This is a genomic window from Bradyrhizobium manausense, assembly GCF_018131105.1.
Taxonomy (GTDB): Bacteria; Pseudomonadota; Alphaproteobacteria; order Rhizobiales; family Xanthobacteraceae; genus Bradyrhizobium; species Bradyrhizobium manausense_B.
Genome location: NZ_JAFCJI010000002.1, coordinates 922,941 through 944,407, shown reverse-complemented (window position 1 = coordinate 944,407; position 21,467 = coordinate 922,941). Strand labels below are relative to the sequence as shown.

Here is a 21,467-nt window from a genome sequence, read left to right as displayed (position 1 = left end):
GTCGCTCAACCTGGCCAGATTGATTTTTGTACTGTCTTGCATAATATGGGGCTGGTCAAGGATTAATTTGCGACATGGTACAAAATTCGAAGCCGCCAGCTACAGCCAAAGAATCCGGGGGCCGCAGCGAACCCAAGCGCCGCGGTCGGCCGCGCGCCTATGAGCCGGACGTCGCCCTCGGCAAGGCACTCGATCTGTTCCGCAAGCAGGGCTTTGCCGCGACGTCGCTCGATGATCTCAGCGAAGCCACGGGCATGAACCGGCCGAGCCTTTACGGCGCCTTCGGCGACAAGCGCGAGCTCTATATCAAGAGCTATCAGCGCTACCGCGAGGACGCCCGCGCATCGATGGTCGAGATCTTTCGCCAGGAGATGCCGGTGCGTCAGCGGTTGGAGCGCATCTTTGCTGCCGCATTGAACATCTATCTCTCCGGCGAGACCGGCCCGCGCGGCTGCTTCACGGTGGTTACGGCAGCGTCCGAAGCTGTGGGCGATCCCGAGATTCGCGCCATGGTGCTGGAGGGGCTCACCGAGCTCGACAAGGCTTTTGCCAATTGCTTCCGGCGGGCGCAGGAGAAGGGCGAGCTACCGCAGAGCGCCGATCCGGTGGCGCTTGCCCAGCTCGCATCGTCAACGGTGCATTCAATCGCGATCCGCTCACGCGCCCGCGTATCGCGCAAGGACCTGGAAGCGATCGTGAAGGGCGCGATCGACGTGATGGTGGGGGCTGGCGCCAAAAGTTGACCTTCGCCGGGACGACATCGGGGGTGGTGCGCTATCGAGCCCTAATACCCTCTTCCCCGATCCACGACATTCTCCAGCGCTCCACCGGCCTCGAACCGCGCGATCTGCTCGGCGACGTAGGCCGAGATCGCGTCCGCGTCGGTGTCGGCGGCGTTGTGCGGCGTCAGCACCACCTTCGGGTGGGTCCAGAACCGGCTATCCGCGGGCTGCGGTTCCTGTACGAAGACGTCGAGCGAGACGGCACCCAGCGTGCCGTCGTCGAGGCAAGCCAGGATGTCGGCTTCGTTCTGCAAGCCGCCGCGGCCGGCATTGATCAGGACGGGTGCGCCGAGTGGGCTCGTACGGTTGAGCTTGGCGAAGACGTCGCGGTTGAGGATGCCTTGGGTGTCGGGCGTCAGCGGCAGCAGTGAGACCAGGATGTCGGTCTTGCGCAGGAACGCGTCCATTCCGGCCGTGCCGTGGAAGCATTCGACGCCGGCGATCGTGCGCGGGCTGCGGCTCCAGCCGGTAACGCGAAAACCGAGCCGTCGCAGCACGTCGGCGGCGTCCGCGCCGAGCGTGCCGAGGCCCATGACGCCGATCGTCACGGCGCTCGCCGACCACTGATATTGCGGCTCCCAACGCTTGGCGCGCTGCGAGTCGCGCAGGTAAAGCTCCTGGCGGTGGTGCATCAGCACGTGCAGCACGACATATTCGGTCATGCGGTTGGTCAGATCGGGCACTGCGACGCGCACCAGCGGCACATCAGGCAAGCTGTTGTCCGCCATCAGCGCGTCGACGCCTGCGCCGAGATTGAAGATCGCACGCAGGTTTGGGAAAAAGCCGAGGTCGCCCGGCACCGGCTTCCACACCGCGGCGTAGTGCACCTCGGCCGGATCCAGCCCGGTATCCGGCAGCAGCACCACCCGGCGGCCGCGGCAGACCGCATCGAACCGGGCCTTCCAGCGCTCCGGCAGCCAGTTCTGCTGCGTGCTGTTGATCAGGACGGCCAGTGTGCCCACGGTCATTCGAAGTGCCTCATACGGTTCCGCTTTTGACGCTCCTCCTTGGCACGATCCGTCGGAATTTTCTCGCAAATTTTTTCCGCAGCCCTGTCGGGGCGGGGCATAGTGGATCGTCTTCAAAACAAGCGTTCAGGGAAGGTGCTGCCCATGCTCTATGCGATCCTTTGCTATCACGACGAGGACTTCGTCGGCTCCTGGAGCAAGGACCAGGACGAGGCCGTGATGAAGAAGCTCGCCGTGGTGCAGGAGAAGCTGACGAGCCAAGGCCGGCTCGGCCCAGTGGCGCGCCTGCTCCCGACCACGGCGGCGGCGACGTTGCGCAAGGAAGACCCGCCGCTGGTGCTCGACGGTCCCTATGCCGAGACCAAGGAGCAACTGCTCGGCTTCTACATCGTCGACTGCAAGAACCTGGACGATGCGCTCGAGGTGGCGCGCGACCTTGGAGCCGCCAATCCCGGCGGCGCCTATGAGGTGCGTCCGGTCGGCGTGTTCAGGCCCGGAGGAATTTCGGCGTGAGCGACACTGATACCGCCTGGATCGAGACGGCGCTGACCTCAGCGCGTCCGCAGGCGGTCGGCGCGCTGCTGCGCTATTTCCGCGATCTCGACACGGCCGAGGAGGCGTTTCAGAACGCCTGCCTGCGCGCGCTGAAAACCTGGCCGCAGAACGGGCCGCCGCGCGATCCCGCGGCCTGGCTGATCATGGTCGGCCGCAACGTCGCGATCGACGAGGTGCGACGCACCCGCAAGCAGCAACCGCTGCCGGAGGACGACAAGGCGATCTCCGATCTCGACGACGCCGAGGGCGCACTCGCCGAGCGGCTCGACGGCTCGCACTACCGCGACGACATCTTGCGGCTGATGTTCATCTGCTGCCATCCGCAACTGCCGGCCACTCAGCAGATCGCGCTGGCGCTGCGCATCGTTTCCGGCCTGACCGTGAAGCAGATCGCGCGCGCCTTCCTGGTCTCCGACGCGGCGATGGAGCAGCGCATCACCCGCGCCAAGGCCAAGGTCGCGGAAGCCGGGACACCGTTCGAAGCGCCCGGCGCGATCGAACGCTCGGAGCGGCTCGCCGGCGTCGCCGCGATGATCTATCTGATTTTCAACGAAGGCTATTCGGCGAGCGGCGACACCGCGGAAATCCGCAAGCCACTTTGCGAGGAGGCGATCCGGCTGGCGCGGTTGTTGCTGCGCTTGTTCCAGAGCGAGCCGGAGATCATGGGGCTCACGGCACTGATCCTGCTGCAGCACGCACGCAGCGCCGCGCGCTTTGCCGAAGATGGCTCGCTGATCCTGCTCGACGACCAGGACCGTTCGCTGTGGAACCGCACCATGATCGCGGAAGGCCTTGCGTTGATCGACAAGGCGATGCGCCACCGCCGCAGCGGGCCCTACCAGATCCAGGCCGCGATTGCCGCGCTGCATGCGCGCGCCGCGACGCCCGATGAGACCGACTGGGCCCAGATCGACCTGCTCTACGGTGCGCTCGAAGTGGTGCAACCTTCGCCGGTGGTGACGCTCAATCGCGCGGTTGCGGTCTCCAAGGTGCACGGCCCGCAGGCCGCGCTCGATCTGATCGAGCCGCTGGCGCCGAAACTTGCCAACTACTTTCATTTCTACGGCGTGCGCGGCGCCTTCCTGATGCAGCTCCGCCGCAACGATGAAGCCCGAATCGCCTTTGACCGCGCCATCGCGCTAGCCAACACCTCGGCCGAGGCCGCCCACATCCGCATGCACATCGATCGCCTGATCCGGGATAGCCAGCCGAAGGGCGGCGCGCGGCAAGGTGCGAAGGCGAAGTAGGCCCGTCTGCTCCCACGTCGTCATGCCCGGGCAAGCCCGGCCATGACGGGCAATAGCAAAAATTTCGCTTCCGTTAGTGTCGGCCACGGCCCTCCCCCTTCGTCTTAATCCCGTATCCAGGGAGCCATTCATGCTGAAAGCTATTGCCATTATCGCCGCCGTGCTCGCGATCGGGATCGCGGGCATCCTCGTTTTCGCTCTGACCAAACCCGACACGTTCCGTGTCGAGCGCTCGCTCGCGCTCAAGGCGCCGGCCGAGACGATCTATCCGCTCGTCTCCGATTTCCACTTCTGGACTGGCTGGTCGCCCTACGAGAACCGCGATCCCGCCATGAAGCGCACCTACGGTGGAACCGCGGCAGGGAAGGGCGCAACCTATGCCTGGGACGGCAACAACAATGTCGGCGCCGGCCATATGGAGATCCTCGAGGCGAATGCGTCGTCGAAACTGCGCATCAAGCTCGATTTCGAGCGGCCGTTCGAGGGCCATAACACCGCCGAGTTCACCTTTGTGCCGCAAGGCGATGCCACACTGGTCACATGGGCGATGTATGGTCCGGCGCCCTTCATGTCCAAGGTGATGCAGGTCTTCATCAACATGGACACCATGATCGGCAAGGATTTCGAGGCCGGCCTCGCCAGCCTGAAGAAGCTCACCGAGAAGTAAAGCCAACCACCGCCCAGAGAAAGCAAAGAGGAAAGAAGCGATGCTCAATCCCTATCTGTTCTATCAGGACACTTGCGAAGCGGCCTTCAACCATTATGCAAAGGTGCTTGGCGGCAAGATCGAGATGATGATGCGTGCGAGCGAGGGGCCCGCCGATATGGCTCCATCGCCCGGACGTGAGAACATGATCATGCATGCGCGGATGTCGTTGCCTGGCGGCAGCGTCCTGATGGCCTCCGACGCGCCGCCCGAGCACCACCAGAAGCCGCAGGGCTTTGCGGTTTCAGTCACGGTCGCGGACCCCGCGGAAGGCGATCGCAAGTTCAACGCGCTGGCCGAAGGCGGAACCGTCACCATGCCCTTCAGCAAGACGTTCTGGGCCAAGGGCTTCGGCATGTGCGTCGACAAGTTCGGTATCCCCTGGATGGTGAACTGCCCGGCCGAGGGCATGTGAGCGTGACGTTTCCCTGATGTCCTGAGCTGCTGCTTCCTCTCTTCCTTGTCATGAGAGAGGAGGCGTGCCTCATCAGCGGATTGATCCGGTGGTGTCCTCGCTCGGTGGCTGCGCCCCGCAGCTGCGGCAGATCACGAGCTTCGAGCCGAGTTGCCTGTCGTTCTCGGCTTCGATTTCGTCCTGGACCGCCCACCATGCGTCGGAATAGGGGCGCAGCGTCGCCAGTACCCTTTGCCGCTCCAGGTTGGGATCGCGCTCCGGTGCTGCGTGATTGGCCGCGCGGTGTTTTGTGACAGCAGGACGATTGGGATCCTGACCGAGTCCGTCCCACGCAATGGCGCGACGCTCCGCTGCCGGCGCGCTTGCGCATCCCGCGAGTGCTGCGCAAAAACTAAGCAAGACGAGAATGTGTCGAGTCATGCCGGACCTGTCGTGCGCTGTGCCACGCGAATCTGTGTGGAAAACTTTTCATCGCGACGTCTACCTCGCACTTGAGGGAAAACGACGTCGCCAGCATGGCTGAAAGGAGATTCGTGCGCTCGGGTGACGTGGCGAGAACCGCGCGAGCGGCTTTGTGACACGAAGCGAATTGCATCGCACAACAACTGGCGCAAGATTAGGCTGTGCACTCAAGCCAGAATCGATAACAATATTCACAATAGCTACAAATTGGGGTGGACGTGACTTGGAAGGGAGCGACCGATGGCGGCGGCGCTACAAATCAATTTTGCTCTTTGGGGTATGCTCATCTGCGCTAGCGTGAAGCTTGTGCCGATGGTTCAGATTGCTTTCCACTAGACGAGCGGCGAGCTTGTGACGGCCACGGTTCCCTGCGCGAGCACGTAGAGCCAGAAGTCCCACGCGGAACATCGCGTCGAGCATCAGGCGATGAACAGCGCAATTAGCATGAAGCTCACTCCCATCACGACGATCATGGAACCGCAGGGTTGCGAGCGTCACGCCGCCATCTGTGGTCAAGGGTCAAGATGTCATCGGCAGCGCGGATAGATCGCGGCGAGGTCGCGCCCCTTCAACAGCAGCAGCCGTGAAGTGAGCCCGCCTCGGCGGCTGATCCAGTTGCGGACCGGGCCGGGATAGGCGGCAAGCACGGCCTCGGATGCTTCCGGCTCGGCATAGAAGCGCCCGCGGCGGTCGACCGAACGGGCGGCATGAAAGCCGAGCACGGCGCGCCTGGTGATGCAGATGCGCTCGCTCGGCACGATGCTGAGCACCAACGTGCACGCGGACAGGCAGGGACCGTCGATCACCACGCGCTCGCCGCTCTCGCGCACCTTCTCGAACAAATCGAGGAACGGTCCGACCTCTCCGCCCGGGCTCTGGATGATGCGGATCTCGGCCCTGGCGGTTGCGGAAGCGAGCAGGGCGGCCGCGAGTGCGGCAGCTTTGAGGACGGTGACGCGTCGCATCGAGCACTCCACCCTACGAGATTCTATCCGTTCCGGCGCTGGCCCCGCAACGTCGGCAGGCCGATGCCGGCTGCATCGAAGCCGCCATCAACGGCCAAAATTTGGCCGGTGATGTAGCTCGCGCGTTCCGAGCACAGGAAAAAAATCGCCTCCGCGAGTTCCTCCTCCAGGCCGTAGCGATTGAGCGGGATGGCGTCGTGATAGTCGGCGCGGATCTCCTTGGTGTGCACCTGCTTCGCCATCGCGGTGTCGACCGGCCCCGGCGCGACCGCGTTGACGCGGATATTGAGCGCGGCGAGCTCGACTGCGAGCTGCTTGGTGAGATGCGCGAGCCCGGCCTTGCTGGTGCCGTAGGCCGAGCGCAGCGTCGAGGCGCGCACCGCTGAGATCGAGGTGATGTTGACGATGGCGCCGCCATTGCCGTCGCGCATGAGCGGTACCGCCGCTTTGGTACAGAGGAACGGGCCGGTGAGGTTGACTTCGAGCACGCGGCGCCAGTCGGCCTCCGACGTCTCCATCAGCGGCGCGAATACCGCAATGCCGGCGTTGTTGACCAGCGCGTCGAGCCGGCCGAAGCGCTGCTCGACCGCCGTCATCGCGGCACCGACCGCGGCGCTGTCCGAGACGTCGCAGGTGAGCGCCAGCGTCTCGTCGCCCTTGCCGATGTCGGCGACGGCCCTGGCGAGCAGATCGCCCTCGATGTCGAGCAGCGCCACGCGCCAGCCTTCGGCCAGGAACTTCCTCGCAGTCGCAAGCCCGATGCCGCGCGCGGCTCCGGTGACGAGGGCGACTTTCTGCTGGGCTTGCGGCATCGGTTGTTCCGTCCTGTGTCGAAGGGAGGCGTGCATGAGCACGCGCTCCTTTTACTGCGCATCGGTCCAGCAGAGGAAGGGGGCGGTTGATCGGGAGCAGGAATGCCTGAGCCGTCGCCCTGAGGCGGCCGCTTTTTCAGCGGCTCGCGAACGGCGACGGCCACAACCCGGGCCGATTCAACCTTCGAGGCCCGCACCGCTTTGCAGTGTGAGCCTCGGGATGACGGGGACAGTGATAGAGTGAGTGTCTAGGACAGTTCCCCAGACGCGCGCTGCATGTTTGCCGACATGTCCGCGGTGACGATGCTCTGCTCTTCGACCGCGGCGGCGGTCGAGGCAATGAACTCGTTGAGGCCGGAGATGGCGCTCTTGATCGCGACCAGCGAGCCGGCGACGTCGCCGGAAATGCTGTTCAGCGCATCGATTTCCGAGGAGATGGTATCGGTCGCCTGCTTGGCCTGATTGGCGAGGCTCTTCACCTCGGACGCGACCACCGCGAAGCCGCGGCCCGCCTCGCCGGCACGGGCGGATTCGATCGTGGCGTTCAGGGCCAGCAGATTGATCTGGCCGGTGATGCCGGAGATCAGCTCGACGATACCGCGCATCGCCTGCGCGGCTGCGTTCAGCTTCTGCGCCTGTCCGTCCGCGGTCTCGACACGGGTCGCCGCGACCTTGGAGCTTTCGCGCGACTTCGACATGGTCTCGGAGATCTCGCGGATCGATGCGCTCATCTCCTCGCTGCCGGCCGCGACTGCCTCGATCAGCCCGCGCGCATTGTCGGCCTTCTTGCGGCCGATCGCCTGTGCGGTGATGTCGGTGGCGTATTTCACCACCTTGAAGGGCTTGCCGTTGAGGTCGAAGATCGGGTTGTAGGACGCCTGGATCCAGATCTCGCGACCTCCCTTGGCGATCCGCTTGTACTCGGCGGCCTGGTATTCGCCGCGGTTGAGGGCTTCCCAGAACTGGCGGTACGCGGGCGAATTCTTTTCGTTCGCCTCGACAAACATCGCGTGATGCTGGCCCTTGATCTCGGCCAGCGCATAACCCATCGCGCCCAGAAAGTTCTCGTTGGCGGTACGGATCGTGCCGTCCATGTTGAACTCGATCACCGCCTGCGACTTCTGGATCGCGGCGAGTTGGCCGTCATTGTCGGCGGCCCGCATCTTCTGGGCGGTGACGTCGGTTGCGAACTTCACCACCTTGAACGGCTTGCCGGTCTCGTCGAGGATCGGATTGTAGCTCGCGAGAATCCAGATCTCGCGGCCGCCCTTGGCGATCCGCTTGAATTCGCCCGCCTCGAACTCGCCGCGGCCCAGCTTGGCCCAGAACGCGCCATAGGCCGCGCTCGCGCGGTCCTCCGGCGTCACGAACATGCTGTGGTGCTTGCCCTTGATCTCGTCGAGCGAGTAGCCCATCGCATCGAGGAAATTCCGGTTGGCGGTGATGATGGTCCCGTCGACGTTGAACTCGATCACGGCCTGGACGCGGTTGATCGCGGCGAGCTTGCCGGCGTCTTCCATCGCCTTGATCTTCTCGGCGGTGATGTCGGTGGCGAACTTGATGACGCCGGTCAGCTTGCCGTTGTTGTCCATGATCGGATTGTAGGAGGCCTGAATCCACACCGGCTGGCCGCCCTTGGCGAAGCGCTTGTATTGCGCCGCCTGGTACTCCCCGCGATTGAGCCGCGCCCAGAATTCGCGATAGGCGGCACTCTCGCGCTCGGCCGGATCGACGAAAATGCCGTGATGCTTGCCCTTGATCTCGCCGAGCGAGTAACCCATCGCCTTCAGGAAGTTCTCGTTTGCGGTGACGATGGTGCCGTCGAGACCGAACTCGATGACCGCCTGCGACCGGTCGAGCGCCTCGGCCTCTGCAAGGGCATGCCTGACTTTCTTGCTCTGGAAATTGAACACGTGTCGCTCCGCAATGATCTAAGGACGGGTCGCTGAATCAAGATATCGTCGCGCTTTATCTAAAAAGTTGCATGCTGTGATTGAGCAACTGTAAACGATCACCCGCAGCCGCTCTTCTTCCGTATTTTCACGTACGATTTCGATGTCGTTCAGTTTACGAGCATTCTGGCTGCATAATCACGGCAAGGTTCATACGTGCGCGGGTGGGCGACCGTAATTTTACGGCGGCGCTTGGAAAATATTTTGGCCGCCCGCATCGACAGGCTGCGACAGGTTGTCGGCGCGGCCGCGTCTGGATCGTCTTGCAGAGGCTCACACAGGCCGCCGCGCACGTCGCAATGACCTCCCAGATAATTTCCTCGGCCGTGTCGGTCTCGTAGAATCTCGTTCGTCTTTAAATGGGAGCGCAAGTCGAAGGCCCGCCCCCAGTGAGGAACCGCATGCGATTCATGATGCTGATGATCCCGCTCGGCTACGAGACCGCGCCGGCGGACGTCCAACTCGACCCCGAACGTGTCGCCGCGATGATGCGCTACAACGAGGCGCTGAAGGATGCCGGCGTGCTGATCACGCTGGATGGCCTGCATCCGCCGTCGATGGGCGCCCGCGTTTCGTTTTCCACCGGCGTCCCCATCGTCACCGACGGCCCGTTCGCGGAAGCCAAGGAAGTGCTGGGCGGCTACTGGATGATCGAGGTCGGCTCACGCGAGGAGGCGATCGCCTGGGCCAGGAAATGCCCGGCCTCGGCCAATGAGATCATCGAGATCCGCCAGGTGCAGGAAATGTCCGACTTTCCGCCTGACGTGCAGGCCGCCGCCGCCGGTTTCGACGATCTGAAAGCATAGCCGCGCCCCGCGGCACCCGTCCATGATCAAGCAAGGGAGAAACGACCGATGAGCACCGATACCTATCTCGCCGTCTTCCTCGGCAGCAAGACCAGTCCGAAATGGTCTGCGTGGACTGCGATGTCCGATACGGAGCGCAAGGCGAAGGAGACAGAGGGCATTGCGGCCTGGAAGGCCTGGGTCGAGAAGCACCAGGGCGCGATCCAGGCGATGGGCGGCCCGCTCGGCACGACCAAGAAGGTCGACGGCAAGGGCGTCGCCGACATCGCCAACGAGATGGGCGCCTTCACCGTGGTCCGAGCCGCCTCGCACGAGGCCGCGGCCAGGATGTTCGAGAACCATCCGCATTTCGCGATTTTCCCCGGCGAGCGCGTCGAGATCATGCCGGTGCTGCCGATCCCGGGCGGCTAGGGCGCGTCGGAACGCTCGATACGTGGAAGTACGGGTTCACCAAAGCCCGTCGCCGCTAGTGACCTACATGCACAGCTCATGTAAAAGTCGTTCACATGAGCTGGCGCAAGGAGCAGCGCCGCGCCGAGCGCGGCTATCATCACGGCAATCTGAAGGAAGCCCTGCTGCAGGCCGCCCTCGGGCTGATCGCCGAGAAGGGGGCGGCCGGCTTTACTTTCGCCGATGCCGCGCGCATGGCCGGCGTCAGCGCGGCGGCACCCTACCGGCATTTTCGAGACCGTGACGAGCTGTTGTCCTCGATCGCCCAGCGTGGCTTCGAGCAGTTCGAGCAGCGGTTGACTGCAGCGTGGGACGATGGCCGTCCCGACACCGTCACCGCGTTCGAGCGTGTTGGCCGGGCCTATCTCGCCTTCGCCCGCGAGGAGCCGGCCTTCTACAACGCGATGTTCGAATCCGGGCTGCCGGTCGATGCCAATCCGGCGCTCCAGGCCGCAAGCGAGCGCGCTTTTAACGTCATTCGCGCCGCCGCCGAGCGCCTTGCCGCGCTCGCGCCGCCCGGCGCGCCGCGACCGCCGGCCATGATGATGGCGCTGCACATCTGGTCGATGGCGCATGGCGTGGCCTCGCTGTTCTCGCGTGGGGATGCCGCGCGGCGAAAGCTGCCGATGTCGCCGGACGAACTGCTCGAGGCCGAGGTGCTGATCTATCTGCGCGGCCTCGGCTTCCCGACGGATCGTCGTCCGGCGGGCAAGGGCGCCGAGCCGCCGCCGGTCCCGCCGGAGGCGTCCTCCGGTTCTGGCGTCCCGCCAGGAGGGCCCTGGGGCAAGCCGAAATAAAGTTGCGCAAATAATCCCGAGACCGTGTTTGGCGGCCGGCTTGACAAAATCGTGGGATGGTCTAGCTATGTAAATGTTATTTACATTCACAACGGCGCTGATGCCGTGATGGAGAAGGGAAATGGCCTACACCGCTGATGTCAATCGCTGGCGCGGCCCCTCGGACCAACACCAGCAATACGAGCGGCCCCACATGCTCGATACGCCGTGGCATCCTGGCTGGATTGCCGTGACCATCCTCGGCTTCATCATCTGGTGGCCGATCGGACTCGCCCTTCTCTTTTTCACACTCGGGAGCAGAAGAATGTCGTGCTGGAGCAACCAGGATCGCTGGCAGAACAAGATGGAGCGGATGCAGTACAAGATGGACCGCATGCGCGGCCGCATGGAGCGCCGTGGTTTCGGCTTCGGTTTCGGCCCGCCGTCCTCCGGCAACCGCGCCTTCGACGAATACCGCACCGAGACGTTGCAGCGGCTTGAGGAAGAGCAGGTCGAGTTCAAGAACTTCCTCGATCGCCTGCGTCACGCCAAGGACAAGGAAGAGTTCGACCAGTTCATGGCGCAGCACAAGACGCGTCCGACCCCGCCGCCGACCGACCAGCAGCAGGGCTGAAACCTCTCAAAGCCTTCAGGCGCATGCCCCCAAAGTCCTGATGGCCCCGAGCCGCCCGCCTGCGCACCCCGCAGGCGGGCGGTTTGGTTTTTTGGGGGCGCCGGTTTTCACCTCGCCCCGACAAAGGTCCGTCGTGCCCGGGCTTGTCCCGGGCATCCACGTTCTTGGATCAGCTAGGCAAGACGTAGATGGCTGGGACAAGCCCGGCCATGACGGCACGGATACATTCGCGTTTCTGCCGCGAACCGGCGCACGCTTCCCAACACTAACGCAATTGGACCTCCGCACCCGCTTGCTGCTCGGCGCCACCGCCTTCGCGGTGCTTGGCTATGTCGGTCTGGTCTATGGAAGCTGTGCTGCCGATCCCGATTGCCATTTCCGTCCCTGTCCTGGCGGACGCGCGTTTTGCGGCGTGGCTCACGCAAATGTGCAAACGCCATAGAACCGGATCCGGGCGCGGCCCGACCAAGTCCTGACCGCACCTTTTGCGCTAACGGGTCCGACCATGATCAACGCCGAACGCAATCAGATCAGCCAGCGCATCGCGTTGCTCGAGCACGCCAGCTCACTGTTCGATCGGTTCGGCGGCTTTATTCCCGTGGCGGTCGCGTTCCTCAATCGATGGCCGACCAAGGTCGAGCTCTATCCGCACTGGCAGGTCGGCGAGTCCTGGAAATTCTTTCTCAGCTGCTTTTTGTATTTCCTGGCCGGCCTCGCGCTCGACCGCGCGATCAAGTTCGCGAAGACGGGCCTGGACTCATGATCCTGCTCTGCGACTTCGCGCTCTTCATCCTTCCGGGCCTCGTTGCGGCCGCCGGCTGGCTCTATGCGCTCGACTTGCGCAAGCACGCCATGTCAGGGCGCACGAGCGCGGCCCGCGAACTTCAGCGCACCGTCACGAGCTTCGCGCGAACCGACGTCAGGAAGTGCTCATAGGCGTGGTCCACGATCTCGTTGAGGGATCGCGTTCGCGCGAACATCGCCCTCGCCTCAGCGAGAAACTCCTCGCGGGTCGGAATCTTCGGCAGATGCAGGTGTGTCAGCGCGTCGACGCCGTCGTGCGCGCGATTGAGGATGTCGTGCAGGGTCGGCAATTGCAGTTGGGCGAGATCCGCTCGGTGCAGCGCCGACGAGATTGCATGCGCGAGAGCGTGCGCGTCGAACCGTCCGGCAAGCTCGCGGGCGGCCCGATTGATGACGCGTGCGCCGAGCGGCTGCTCGTTGCGAAGCACCTGCTCGGGCGGCGCCTTCATGTTCCAGACTACCCCGAACCAGGACAGGATCGTCAGGACGTAATAAGTCACGTCGATTTCCCACCAGCGAAAGCCCTGTCTCACGCTGCTCTGGTAGGCGTGGTGATTGTTGTGCCAGCCTTCACCAAGCGTGAACAACGCCAGCAGCCAGTTGTTGCGGGAATCGTCGCCCGTCACGTAGCGCTTGCGCCCGTGCACGTGGGCCAGGGAATTGATGCAGAAGGTCGCGTGGTAGACCAGCACCGTGCTCCACAGGAAGCCGACCACCAGGCCCGACCATCCCGCGATCAGGAAGCAGAGTCCTGCAAGCACGAAGGCCGGCAGCAGCTCCAGCCGATGCAGCCACATCAGGTCCGGATAAGCAGCGAGATCGCCGACCTTCACCAGGTCGGTCGTGTCGTGCTCCCGGTAGAAGATCCAGCCGAGATGACTGTACAGGAAGCCGCGCTGACGCGGCGAGTGCGTGTCGTGTTCGGTGTCGGAATGCAGATGATGGTGGCGGTGCTTGGCCGCCCACCACAACACGCTCTTCTGCGCGCTGCTTTGCGCGATGAAGGCCAGGACGAATTGAAACACCCGGCTGGTCGCATAAGCCCGATGCGAGAAATAGCGGTGGTAGCCCGCCGTGACCCCGAACATGCGCACGACATACAGCGACGCACAGATCACGAGGGCCTGCCAGGTGATGCCGGTCCAGATCGCCGCAAAGCAGCCGAGATGGACCAGCAGGAACGGCACGGCGGAGGGGTACATGATGTCGTCGTGCTGGTCGTCGGCGGGCGCGTTCATGTCTTGGCGTAACCTCGGATGAGGGAGATCGGAGTTTGGTGTCGGCAGCGCAGGAGATGGTCGGGGTACGAAAAACCCGCGGGATGACGGACCACCGCGCGGGCTTGGAATGCTTTCGACATCCCCGACCAACGCAGCGTCGGCCGAAAATTCACGGGACTATATGGTCGTGGGCATCTGGCATGCAAGCTCGTAGCCTCACGGGGAACTGCGGCATGTTGGTCGGATCGGTTTTGCCGCTGACGTGGCATGGCGCCCGCCTTGGGCTCGACCTAATATGGAGAACCACCAAAATACCGGAGGCCGCGATGGCGGAAGCTGCGATCCTGGCGAGCGACAGCCTCTGGCGCAAGATTCGCGACGAGGCGCAAGGCGCTGCTGCCGCCGATTCCGTTTTCGGCGAGTCCGTCGCGAGCGCCATTCTCGCGCATGATGATTTTGCGGCCGCGCTGGCCGATCTGATCGGGCGGCGGCTTGGCGGTGGCGACGTCGGCTGCGAAAACTTCGCTGCGTTCTCTCGCGACGCCTTTCACCGCCAGCCGGATCTGATCGAAGCGGCCAGTCATGACTTGCAGGCCATTGTGAGGAGCGATCCCGCCATCGCCGGATTGTTGGCACCGTTGCTTCATTTCAAGGGTTACGTCGCGCTGCAGGCCTGGCGTGTCTCGCACTGGCTCTGGCTTAATGATCGTCGCGATGCGGCGTTGCTGTTTCAGAACGAAGCGTCGAACGTCCTGCAGGTCAGCATCCATCCCGCCGCGACGATCGGATCGGCGGTTTATCTCGACCACGCCACCGGCATCGTCATCGGCGCCAATGTCGTGATCGGTGACGAGGTCACCATCCTGCAGAACGTCAGTATCGGTCGCGGCAGCGAAATGCCGACACGCTCGCCGCGCATCGGCCGCGGTGTCTACATCGGCGCCGGCGCGACTATTCTCGGCGACATCAACATCGGTGATTTCGCGAAAGTAGGCGCCGATACGGTCGTGATCTCCGATGTTCCTGGCGGCTGCACCGCGATCGGCAATCCAGCGAGACTGACTAATTGTCCCGAACCTGCGGCTGCAGCCTGACGGGGACGATCGCCAATGGCGACGTTCCCGGGCCGGTTCCTCCGAGCGGGTAAACGGCCGGGAGGAGCGGAACTCTCGTGCCCCGGACGCAGCGCAGCGTCGCTTCGACGATGCGATGCAGAGCCGGGGCCCATCTCATCGTACGATTGCCCGGGGCTTCTGGGTCCCGGCTCCGCACTGCAACGCGAGGCGCGTTGCAGTGCGCCCGGGACACGGGATCGTGTCCCGATCCCCCTGCGCCGCCTCCCTTTCCCGCAGCCAAATTCGTTCCTGGTAACCCAGCATTAACCATCGCCGGGCTCTGGTATTTATGGACAATCGCGCCCGGTGCCGTCGTCGAGGCCCTTAGTTTTGACATCTTGGCAGGGAATGCAGGCGGCGGCTTTGGACGAGCCCCTGCACCCCAGAAAGAAAAGGCTTTGAGCGGGCTTGCCGGCTGCGCCGGTTCTAGCGCGGCTGTTGGGGAACCGGTCGCCATTTGCGGGCCGGGGGATAGGTAACGATCGCCAAGAAACGATCGTCTTGAGAGGATACTGCTGATGAATCCGGCCGACGTGGCTCAGTCCGCCCTTCCGGTTGCCGCCTCCGCCGACGTGTCGCTGATCGCGCTGTTCTGGCAGGCTCACTGGATCGTGAAATGCGTCATGCTGGGCCTGCTGTCCTGTTCCGTCTGGGTCTGGGCCATCGCGATCGACAAGATCTTCCTGTATGCCCGGACCCGGCGCTCGATGGACCGGTTTGAGCAGGCGTTCTGGTCGGGCGAATCGATCGAGGAGCTCTACCGCACGCTCTCGGCCAAGCCGACCCATTCCATGGCGGCCTGTTTCGTCGCGGCAATGCGCGAATGGAAGCGCTCCTTCGAAAGCCACGCCCGTTCGGTTGCCGGCCTCCAGATGCGCATCGACAAGGTCATGAACGTCTCCATCGCCCGCGAAGTCGAGCGGCTGGAACGCCGCCTCCTGGTGCTGGCGACGGTCGGCTCGGCCGGCCCCTTTGTCGGCCTGTTCGGCACCGTCTGGGGCATCATGTCGAGCTTCCAGTCGATCGCGGCATCGAAAAATACCTCCCTGGCGGTGGTGGCGCCCGGTATTGCGGAGGCGCTGTTTGCGACCGCCGTCGGCCTTATCGCCGCCATTCCTGCCACTATTTTCTACAATAAGTTCACGTCCGAGGTGAACCGGCAGGCCCAGCGGCTCGAGGGCTTCGCTGACGAGTTTTCGGCCATCCTGTCCCGCCAGATCGACGAGCGGGGCTGACGGACGGCATGTATAGTGTGAAGGCGAGATTGGGCACCAAGCCATGGGCATGAACGTCGCGAGTTCGTCCGGAGGCGGCGGGCGCCGTGGCCGGCGCAAGCCGGTCGTGGCCGAGATCAACGTCACGCCGATGGTCGACGTGATGCTGGTGCTGCTCATCATCTTCATGGTCTCGGCGCCGATGCTGACGGTCGGCGTGCCGCTCGACCTGCCGCAGACCCAGGCCAAGAGCCTCGAAAACAACGACCAGAAGCCGCTTCAGATGTCGATCGACATCAATGGCAAGGTCTTCATCAATGACGCCGAGGTGGCGCTGACCGATCTGATCCCGAAGCTGAAGGCGATCACGGACGCCCGCGGCGGGCTCGAGGAGCGCATCTACCTGCGCGCCGACAAGAAGGCGGATTACGGCACGGTGGCCAAGGTGATGGGCCAACTGTCGGGCGCGGGCTTCAAGAAGCTGGCGCTCGTCACGGAAGCGGATCAGGGGTCCTAGGCCGGTGAAGGTGAACGTCGACAAGACACTCGTTGCGTCGATTGCCCTCCATGTCCTCGTGATTGGATGGGGGTTGCTCACCTTTAGCAGCAAGGCCTTCATTGCGCCGGAAGAGTCGCTTCCGATCGACATCATCTCCACCGACCAGCTCGCGCAGATCACCAACGGGCAGAAAACCGGCAAGAAGGAAGAGCCGAAGCCCAAGGTCGAGAAGATCGCCGAGGCCAAGCCGGAGGAAGATGCCGTCGGCAAGGTCACCGAGAAGAAAGAGCTGATCAAGACCAACTCGACCCCCGACACGCCGCCGCCGAAGCCTGTCGAAAAGCCGGTCGAGAAGAAGCCCGACCCGCCGAAGCCGGTCGCCGAGGCCAAGCCCAAGGACGAGCCGAAGCCGCAGGAAAAGAAGCCTGATCCGGCCAAGGAAGATCCGATCGCGGAACTCCAGAAGAAGCTCGAAACCAAGAAGCCGCCGCCGAAGCCGGTGGAGCAGAAGGTCGCGGCTGTCCAGCCGCAGCCGAAGCCCAAGGAGCGCACCTTCGATCCCGCGCAGATTGCCCGCGACCTCGACAAGCGGGCTGCGACCCGGCACGAGCTTGCGGGATCGGCGCTGAATGCGTCGGCGTCGCTGGGTTCGACGTCAGGAACAGCCGCAAACAACGTCGCGACCTGGCAGGGTGCATTCCAGGGCGCGGTCAAGCGCTGCTTCACGCCGACCTATAACGGGCAGGACGCAAACCTGTACGAAGCCGACATCGATATTCCCATGAAGCTCGACGGATCGCTCGCGTCCGAACCCGTGATCGTCGCGGTGCGCGGACCGTCGCGGTCGATCGCCCAGGCGGTGGCGGAGAGCGCCAAGCGCGCCATCGTGCAGTGCCAGGTCTATTCGTTCCTGCCGAAGCAGCAATACGACAGCTGGAAGCTCATTCCGATGACTTTCGGTCTGAAAGACATGTTGTGACATCCGAACAAAAGATTTTTGCAATGAATGACGTTGGATCGATGAACCGCCGCCGCTTCATGACCTTGACCGGATCGACGCTCGCGTTGCTCGGCAGCGGGCCGGCCTTCGCGCAGGGGCGTATCCGCATCGATCCCACTGAGTTTCGTCCGATCCCGATCGCGATCACCAATTTCGTGCCGGGTTCGCCCGCCGACGGCGACGTCAGCAACGGTGTCACGCAGGTCATCACCAACAATCTGAAGCGCTCGGGCCTGTTTGCCCCGATCGACCAGGCCGCCTTCATCGAGCGCATCACCAATATCGACGTCGCGCCGCAATTCCAGAACTGGAAGACGCTGAACGCACAGGCCCTCGTCACGGGCCGCATGACGCGGCAGCAGGACGGCCGCCTCAAGGCCGAATTCCGCCTGTGGGACGTCGTCACCGGCCAGCAGCTTGCCGGCCAGCAATATTTCACCTCGCCGGAATATTGGCGCCGCATCGCCCACATCATCTCCGACCAGATCTACGAGCAGATGACCGGCGAGAAGGGCTATTTCGACAGCCGTGTCGTGTTCGTCGACGAGTCCGGGCCGAAGGAGCGCCGCGTCAAGCGGCTCGCGATGATGGACCAGGACGGCGCCAATGTGCGCTATCTGACCCGCGGCGCCGACCTGGTGCTGACCCCGCGCTTCTCGCCGAACTCGCAAGAGATCACCTATATGGAGTTCGGGCAGGGCGATCCGAAGGTCTATCTTTTCAACATCGAAACGGGCCAGCGCGAGATCGTCGGCAATTTCCCCGGCATGACCTTTGCGCCGCGCTTCTCGCCGGACGGCCAGCGCGTCATCATGAGCCTGCAGCAGGGCGGCAATTCCAACCTGTTTGTGATGGACCTGCGCTCGCGCTCGACCACGCGCCTCACCGACACCCCGGCGATCGACACGTCTCCGTCCTACTCGCCGGACGGCACCCGCATCTGCTTTGAATCCGATCGTGGCGGCAGGTCGCAGATCTATGTGATGGCGGCGGGCGGCGGACAGGCGCAGCGCATCTCCTTCTCCAAGGACGACAACAACGCCACCTATTCGACGCCGGTGTGGTCGCCGCGCGGCGACTACATCGCCTTCACGCGGCAGGGCGGTGGACAGTTCTCGATCGGCGTGATGAAGCCGGATGGTTCCGGCGAGCGTCTGCTCACGTCAGGCTTCCACAATGAAGGCCCGACCTTCTCGCCGAACGGACGCGTGCTGATGTTCTTCCGCGATCCCGGCGGCAATGGTGGACCGTCGTTGTTCTCGGTCGACATCTCCGGCCGCAACGAGTTGAAGGTGCCGACGCCGGGCTTCGCCTCGGATCCGGCATGGTCGCCGCTGCTCTCCGCGACAGCGGGCCAGTAAAAAGATCGCGCTCGGCAACGCGCGATCTTTTCGAAAAAGAGCACCGATTTTTTCGCTTTCTGCGCGTGCGGCAAGGTTTCCTTCACCTTGCGCTCGGCAAGCCTTGCCCAGTTGCTTGAAATTTCAGCAGAAATCGCTTCGCTATTGCCGAAAAACAACTCGACTTTAACGATGTTCCCTCAGAAAGGCTTCATCTGGTCTGGGTAAAAGTAGGCGCCAAACAGGACGCGTTTACAAAGCAGATGCAGCTCGCAAGCCACAGCGGAGAGCCGAACCAACGGCAGGCCTCGCCGACGATTTCGGCGGCGCTGATCGATTCGCTGTTCGAAACGCCCGCTCCGTTGCTGACGGGTCTCGTGTTCGGCGCCGTCGCCGCGGCCGCGACCGCGCTGAAGACCGGCGCAACCTCGATCTGGGCGTGTGTCGCGCTTCTCATCCTCGCCGGCGCCATTCGGGCGTTCGACTTGCGGCGGTATCAGATGCGCAAATCGACGCTGACCGCCGATGAAGCTGCGCGGTGGAAGAACCGGCATCAGGTCGGGGCGATGATCCAGGCCGCTGCGGTCGGCATCTGGTGCACGACGACGCTGTTGGTCAGTGACGATGCCGTGGCCCATATGATCGCTCTCTCCACAACCACCGGGTTCGTGGCGGGAGGCGCGGGCAGGGCCTATGGGCGGCAGTGGATATACAAGCTGCAGGCCTTGCTTTGCTTCGGTTCAACGGTGATCGCGCTGGCGGTGCGTGGTACACCCTATTACATCGTGATGTCCGTCCTGTGCGCCGCGTTTCTGGTGGCCGTCATACAGATTTCGGCCAACCTGCACAGGATATTCATGCGGGCGCTCGTCGCGCGTGAACGCGAAGCGGCCCTTGCGGGCCAGTTCGACACCGCCCTCAACAACATGCCGCACGGTCTGTGCATGTTCGGTGTCGACGGGCAGCTCGCGGTGATGAATCATCGTTTCGGCGAGATGATGCATCTGCCCGAGGGTCTCGTGGAAGGCGGCCCCAACGCGTCCGAAATCATCGCGGCATGCGTCGGTGGCGGTTCGATCTCGACGGAGAGCGGCAGTCTGATCCTCTGCGAGATCGAGGAAGGACGGGCCCGCGAACTCCTGACCACCGATCCGAATTTCGCGCGTGGCCGCACGCTGTCCTGGACGTTCCAGCCCATGGTGGGCGGCGGCACGGTCGTGCTGCTGGAAGACATCACCGAGCGCACCAATGCGGAAGCCCGCATCAGCCATCTCGCGCGCTATGACGAACTGACGGCTCTGCCGAATCGTGTCTCCTTCCGCGACGAGATCGAGCGTCTGCTCGCCCATTCGCACCAATCCGAACGGCTCTCCGCGCTGTTGTTCGTCGACCTCGATCAGTTCAAGCAGGTCAACGACACGCTTGGTCATCCCTGCGGTGACCAGCTGCTCTGCGCGGTTGCCAACCGTCTGCGCGAGATGCTGCGGCCGGAAGATTTCGTCGCCCGTTTCGGTGGCGACGAGTTCGTCGTGTTCCAGCAGAACATCAGTTCGGCCGAGGATGCCGCGAGCCTCGCTCGCCGCATCGTCGAGCGCCTGAGCGAGCGCTATCGCATCGACAATCATCTGGTCGAGATCGGCGCCAGCGTCGGCATCGCGCTGACCTCACCGGAGGGCGCCAGCGCCGACACGCTGCTCAAGAACGCCGACATGGCGCTCTACCGCGCCAAGGCCGACGGCCGCGGCACCTTCTGCTTCTTCCGCGACGAGATGGCGGCGACCGTCGAGGCCCGCCGCATCCTCGAGCTCGACCTGCGCAAGGCGCTGGCCAACGAGGAATTCGAGCTGTTCTACCAGCCGCTGGTCAATCTGAAGTCCGGCAAGATCACCACCTGCGAGGCGCTGTTGCGCTGGAATCATCCGGTGCGCGGCACGGTCTCGCCGATCGACATCATTCCGGTCGCCGAGGACATGGGCCTGATCGTCGACCTCGGCCGCTGGATCCTGCGTCGCGCCTGCATGGAATGCATGAAGTGGCCGGAGGGCGTCAGCGTCGCCGTCAACTTCTCGCCGCAGCAATTCCACCAGCGCGACGTGCTGAGCGAGATCCGCTACGCGCTCGAAGTGTCAGGCCTGCCGGCGCGTCGCCTGGAGATCGAGATCACGGAATCCTCGCTGCTGCGTAACACCCAGCTCACCCACGACGTCCTGTCGCAGCTGCATACGCTCGGCGTGCGCATCTCGCTGGACGATTTCGGCACCGGCTATTCGAGCCTCAGCTATCTGCACAATTTCCCGATGCAGAAGGTGAAGATCGACCGCTCCTTCCTCGAGGGCATCGACACCGATCGGCCGCTGACGCTGCTGCGCGGCGTGGCGCGGCTAGCCGCTGATCTCGGCATGTCGGTCGTGGTCGAGGGCATCGAGACCAACGAGCAGCTCGAGCTGATCAGCGCAGACGGTACGATCACCGAAGGACAGGGCTATCTTTTCAGCCGGCCCGTGCCATCGGTTCGGGTTCGGCAATTGCTGAATGCCTCGCACGGCCGCCGCCCGTCGGACGACCAGCTGCTGACCATCCCCTCGCGATCGATCGCCTGACATCCCCCGTAAAATTACGGATTAATCGCTGACATTGCACAACCGCCAGGGTTAACCCTAACAGGGTGATTGCATTGCATCATTGTTAAGGAGCTGTTAATCTTTTTTTACACTCGCGAGAGTTGTTTGTTCAGTTGAGGAATGT

22 protein-coding genes are annotated in these 21,467 nt (G+C 63.6%); 16 read left to right on the top strand and 6 right to left on the bottom strand.

Features of this window, described 5'->3' with window-relative positions; all coding sequences use genetic code 11:
• Positions 1-74: 74 nt before the first annotated feature.
• A complete protein-coding gene (locus tag JQ631_RS24750; RefSeq protein WP_212330305.1) occupies positions 75-743 on the top strand; it encodes a TetR/AcrR family transcriptional regulator in 669 nt (222 codons plus the stop codon).
• A gap of 41 nt (positions 744-784) precedes the next feature.
• On the opposite strand, the gene JQ631_RS24745 is transcribed toward JQ631_RS24750, so the two are convergent.
• On the bottom strand, positions 785-1,750 hold the full coding sequence (locus JQ631_RS24745) for a 2-hydroxyacid dehydrogenase (protein ID WP_212330303.1): 966 nt from the start codon (positions 1,748-1,750) through the stop codon (positions 785-787).
• A gap of 144 nt (positions 1,751-1,894) precedes the next feature.
• On the opposite strand from JQ631_RS24745, the gene JQ631_RS24740 reads away from it, so the two are divergent.
• From JQ631_RS24740 to JQ631_RS24725, 4 genes are all read left to right on the top strand, one after another.
• The gene (locus JQ631_RS24740; protein ID WP_212330301.1) at positions 1,895-2,263 is read left to right on the top strand and encodes a YciI family protein; all 369 of its coding nucleotides are present in this window, start codon (positions 1,895-1,897) and stop codon (positions 2,261-2,263) included.
• On the top strand, positions 2,260-3,552 hold the full coding sequence (locus tag JQ631_RS24735; protein ID WP_212330300.1) for an RNA polymerase sigma factor: 1,293 nt from the start codon (positions 2,260-2,262) through the stop codon (positions 3,550-3,552). Before JQ631_RS24740 ends, JQ631_RS24735 begins: the two co-directional genes overlap by 4 nt.
• Positions 3,553-3,682: 130 nt before the next feature.
• Positions 3,683-4,219 (top strand): SRPBCC family protein, encoded by a 537-nt coding sequence (locus JQ631_RS24730; RefSeq protein ID WP_212330298.1) that lies wholly within the window; start codon positions 3,683-3,685, stop codon positions 4,217-4,219.
• Positions 4,220-4,259: 40 nt separating this feature from the next.
• The gene (locus tag JQ631_RS24725) at positions 4,260-4,673 is read left to right on the top strand and encodes a VOC family protein (protein WP_212330296.1); all 414 of its coding nucleotides are present in this window, start codon (positions 4,260-4,262) and stop codon (positions 4,671-4,673) included.
• Positions 4,674-4,745: 72 nt separating this feature from the next.
• On the opposite strand, the gene JQ631_RS24720 is transcribed toward JQ631_RS24725, so the two are convergent.
• The 4 genes from JQ631_RS24720 to JQ631_RS24705 form a co-directional block, all read right to left on the bottom strand.
• Positions 4,746-5,093, bottom strand: a complete 348-nt coding sequence (locus tag JQ631_RS24720) for a hypothetical protein (RefSeq protein ID WP_212330294.1) — start codon at positions 5,091-5,093, stop codon at positions 4,746-4,748.
• 569 nt (positions 5,094-5,662) lie between these two features.
• A complete protein-coding gene (locus JQ631_RS24715; RefSeq protein WP_212330291.1) occupies positions 5,663-6,100 on the bottom strand; it encodes a hypothetical protein in 438 nt (145 codons plus the stop codon).
• 23 nt (positions 6,101-6,123) lie between these two features.
• Positions 6,124-6,912 carry an SDR family NAD(P)-dependent oxidoreductase gene (locus tag JQ631_RS24710; protein ID WP_212330289.1) on the bottom strand — a complete coding sequence of 263 codons (789 nt, stop codon included), beginning with the start codon at positions 6,910-6,912 and terminating at the stop codon, positions 6,124-6,126.
• A 248-nt stretch (positions 6,913-7,160) separates the two neighbouring features.
• Positions 7,161-8,825, bottom strand: coding sequence for a methyl-accepting chemotaxis protein (locus tag JQ631_RS24705; protein ID WP_212330287.1), 1,665 nt, complete (start codon positions 8,823-8,825; stop codon positions 7,161-7,163).
• A gap of 440 nt (positions 8,826-9,265) precedes the next feature.
• Between JQ631_RS24705 and JQ631_RS24700 the strand changes: the two genes are divergently transcribed.
• The 5 genes from JQ631_RS24700 (at position 9,266) to JQ631_RS24680 (ending at position 12,293) form a co-directional block, all read left to right on the top strand.
• The gene (locus tag JQ631_RS24700; RefSeq protein WP_212330285.1) at positions 9,266-9,670 is read left to right on the top strand and encodes a YciI family protein; all 405 of its coding nucleotides are present in this window, start codon (positions 9,266-9,268) and stop codon (positions 9,668-9,670) included.
• 48 nt (positions 9,671-9,718) lie between these two features.
• Positions 9,719-10,081: a hypothetical protein gene (locus tag JQ631_RS24695; protein ID WP_212330283.1), complete on the top strand. Its 363-nt coding sequence runs from the start codon at positions 9,719-9,721 to the stop codon at positions 10,079-10,081.
• A 95-nt stretch (positions 10,082-10,176) separates the two neighbouring features.
• Positions 10,177-10,917 carry a TetR/AcrR family transcriptional regulator gene (locus tag JQ631_RS24690; RefSeq protein WP_212330281.1) on the top strand — a complete coding sequence of 247 codons (741 nt, stop codon included), beginning with the start codon at positions 10,177-10,179 and terminating at the stop codon, positions 10,915-10,917.
• Between the two features lie 121 nt (positions 10,918-11,038).
• The gene (locus JQ631_RS24685) at positions 11,039-11,530 is read left to right on the top strand and encodes a DUF2852 domain-containing protein (RefSeq protein ID WP_212330279.1); all 492 of its coding nucleotides are present in this window, start codon (positions 11,039-11,041) and stop codon (positions 11,528-11,530) included.
• A gap of 505 nt (positions 11,531-12,035) precedes the next feature.
• Complete coding sequence (locus JQ631_RS24680) at positions 12,036-12,293, top strand: hypothetical protein (protein ID WP_212330277.1); 258 nt, start codon at positions 12,036-12,038, stop codon at positions 12,291-12,293.
• Positions 12,294-12,414: 121 nt separating this feature from the next.
• On the opposite strand, the gene JQ631_RS24675 is transcribed toward JQ631_RS24680, so the two are convergent.
• Positions 12,415-13,572, bottom strand: a complete 1,158-nt coding sequence (locus tag JQ631_RS24675) for an acyl-CoA desaturase (RefSeq protein WP_212330275.1) — start codon at positions 13,570-13,572, stop codon at positions 12,415-12,417.
• A 308-nt stretch (positions 13,573-13,880) separates the two neighbouring features.
• On the opposite strand from JQ631_RS24675, the gene JQ631_RS24670 reads away from it, so the two are divergent.
• From JQ631_RS24670 to JQ631_RS24645, 6 genes are all read left to right on the top strand, one after another.
• The gene (locus JQ631_RS24670) at positions 13,881-14,648 is read left to right on the top strand and encodes a serine acetyltransferase domain-containing protein (RefSeq protein WP_212331586.1); all 768 of its coding nucleotides are present in this window, start codon (positions 13,881-13,883) and stop codon (positions 14,646-14,648) included.
• A 539-nt stretch (positions 14,649-15,187) separates the two neighbouring features.
• Complete coding sequence (tolQ, locus tag JQ631_RS24665; protein ID WP_027532430.1) at positions 15,188-15,904, top strand: protein TolQ; 717 nt, start codon at positions 15,188-15,190, stop codon at positions 15,902-15,904.
• A gap of 43 nt (positions 15,905-15,947) precedes the next feature.
• Positions 15,948-16,400: a protein TolR gene (gene tolR / locus JQ631_RS24660; RefSeq protein WP_212330273.1), complete on the top strand. Its 453-nt coding sequence runs from the start codon at positions 15,948-15,950 to the stop codon at positions 16,398-16,400.
• 4 nt (positions 16,401-16,404) lie between these two features.
• Positions 16,405-17,361, top strand: coding sequence for a protein TolA (locus tag JQ631_RS24655; RefSeq protein WP_212330271.1), 957 nt, complete (start codon positions 16,405-16,407; stop codon positions 17,359-17,361).
• Between the two features lie 41 nt (positions 17,362-17,402).
• Entirely contained in the window at positions 17,403-18,743 is a 1,341-nt protein-coding gene (gene tolB / locus JQ631_RS24650; protein WP_212331584.1) for a Tol-Pal system beta propeller repeat protein TolB, read from the top strand.
• A 242-nt stretch (positions 18,744-18,985) separates the two neighbouring features.
• A complete protein-coding gene (locus JQ631_RS24645) occupies positions 18,986-21,322 on the top strand; it encodes a putative bifunctional diguanylate cyclase/phosphodiesterase (protein ID WP_212330269.1) in 2,337 nt (778 codons plus the stop codon).
• Positions 21,323-21,467: the final 145 nt, after the last annotated feature.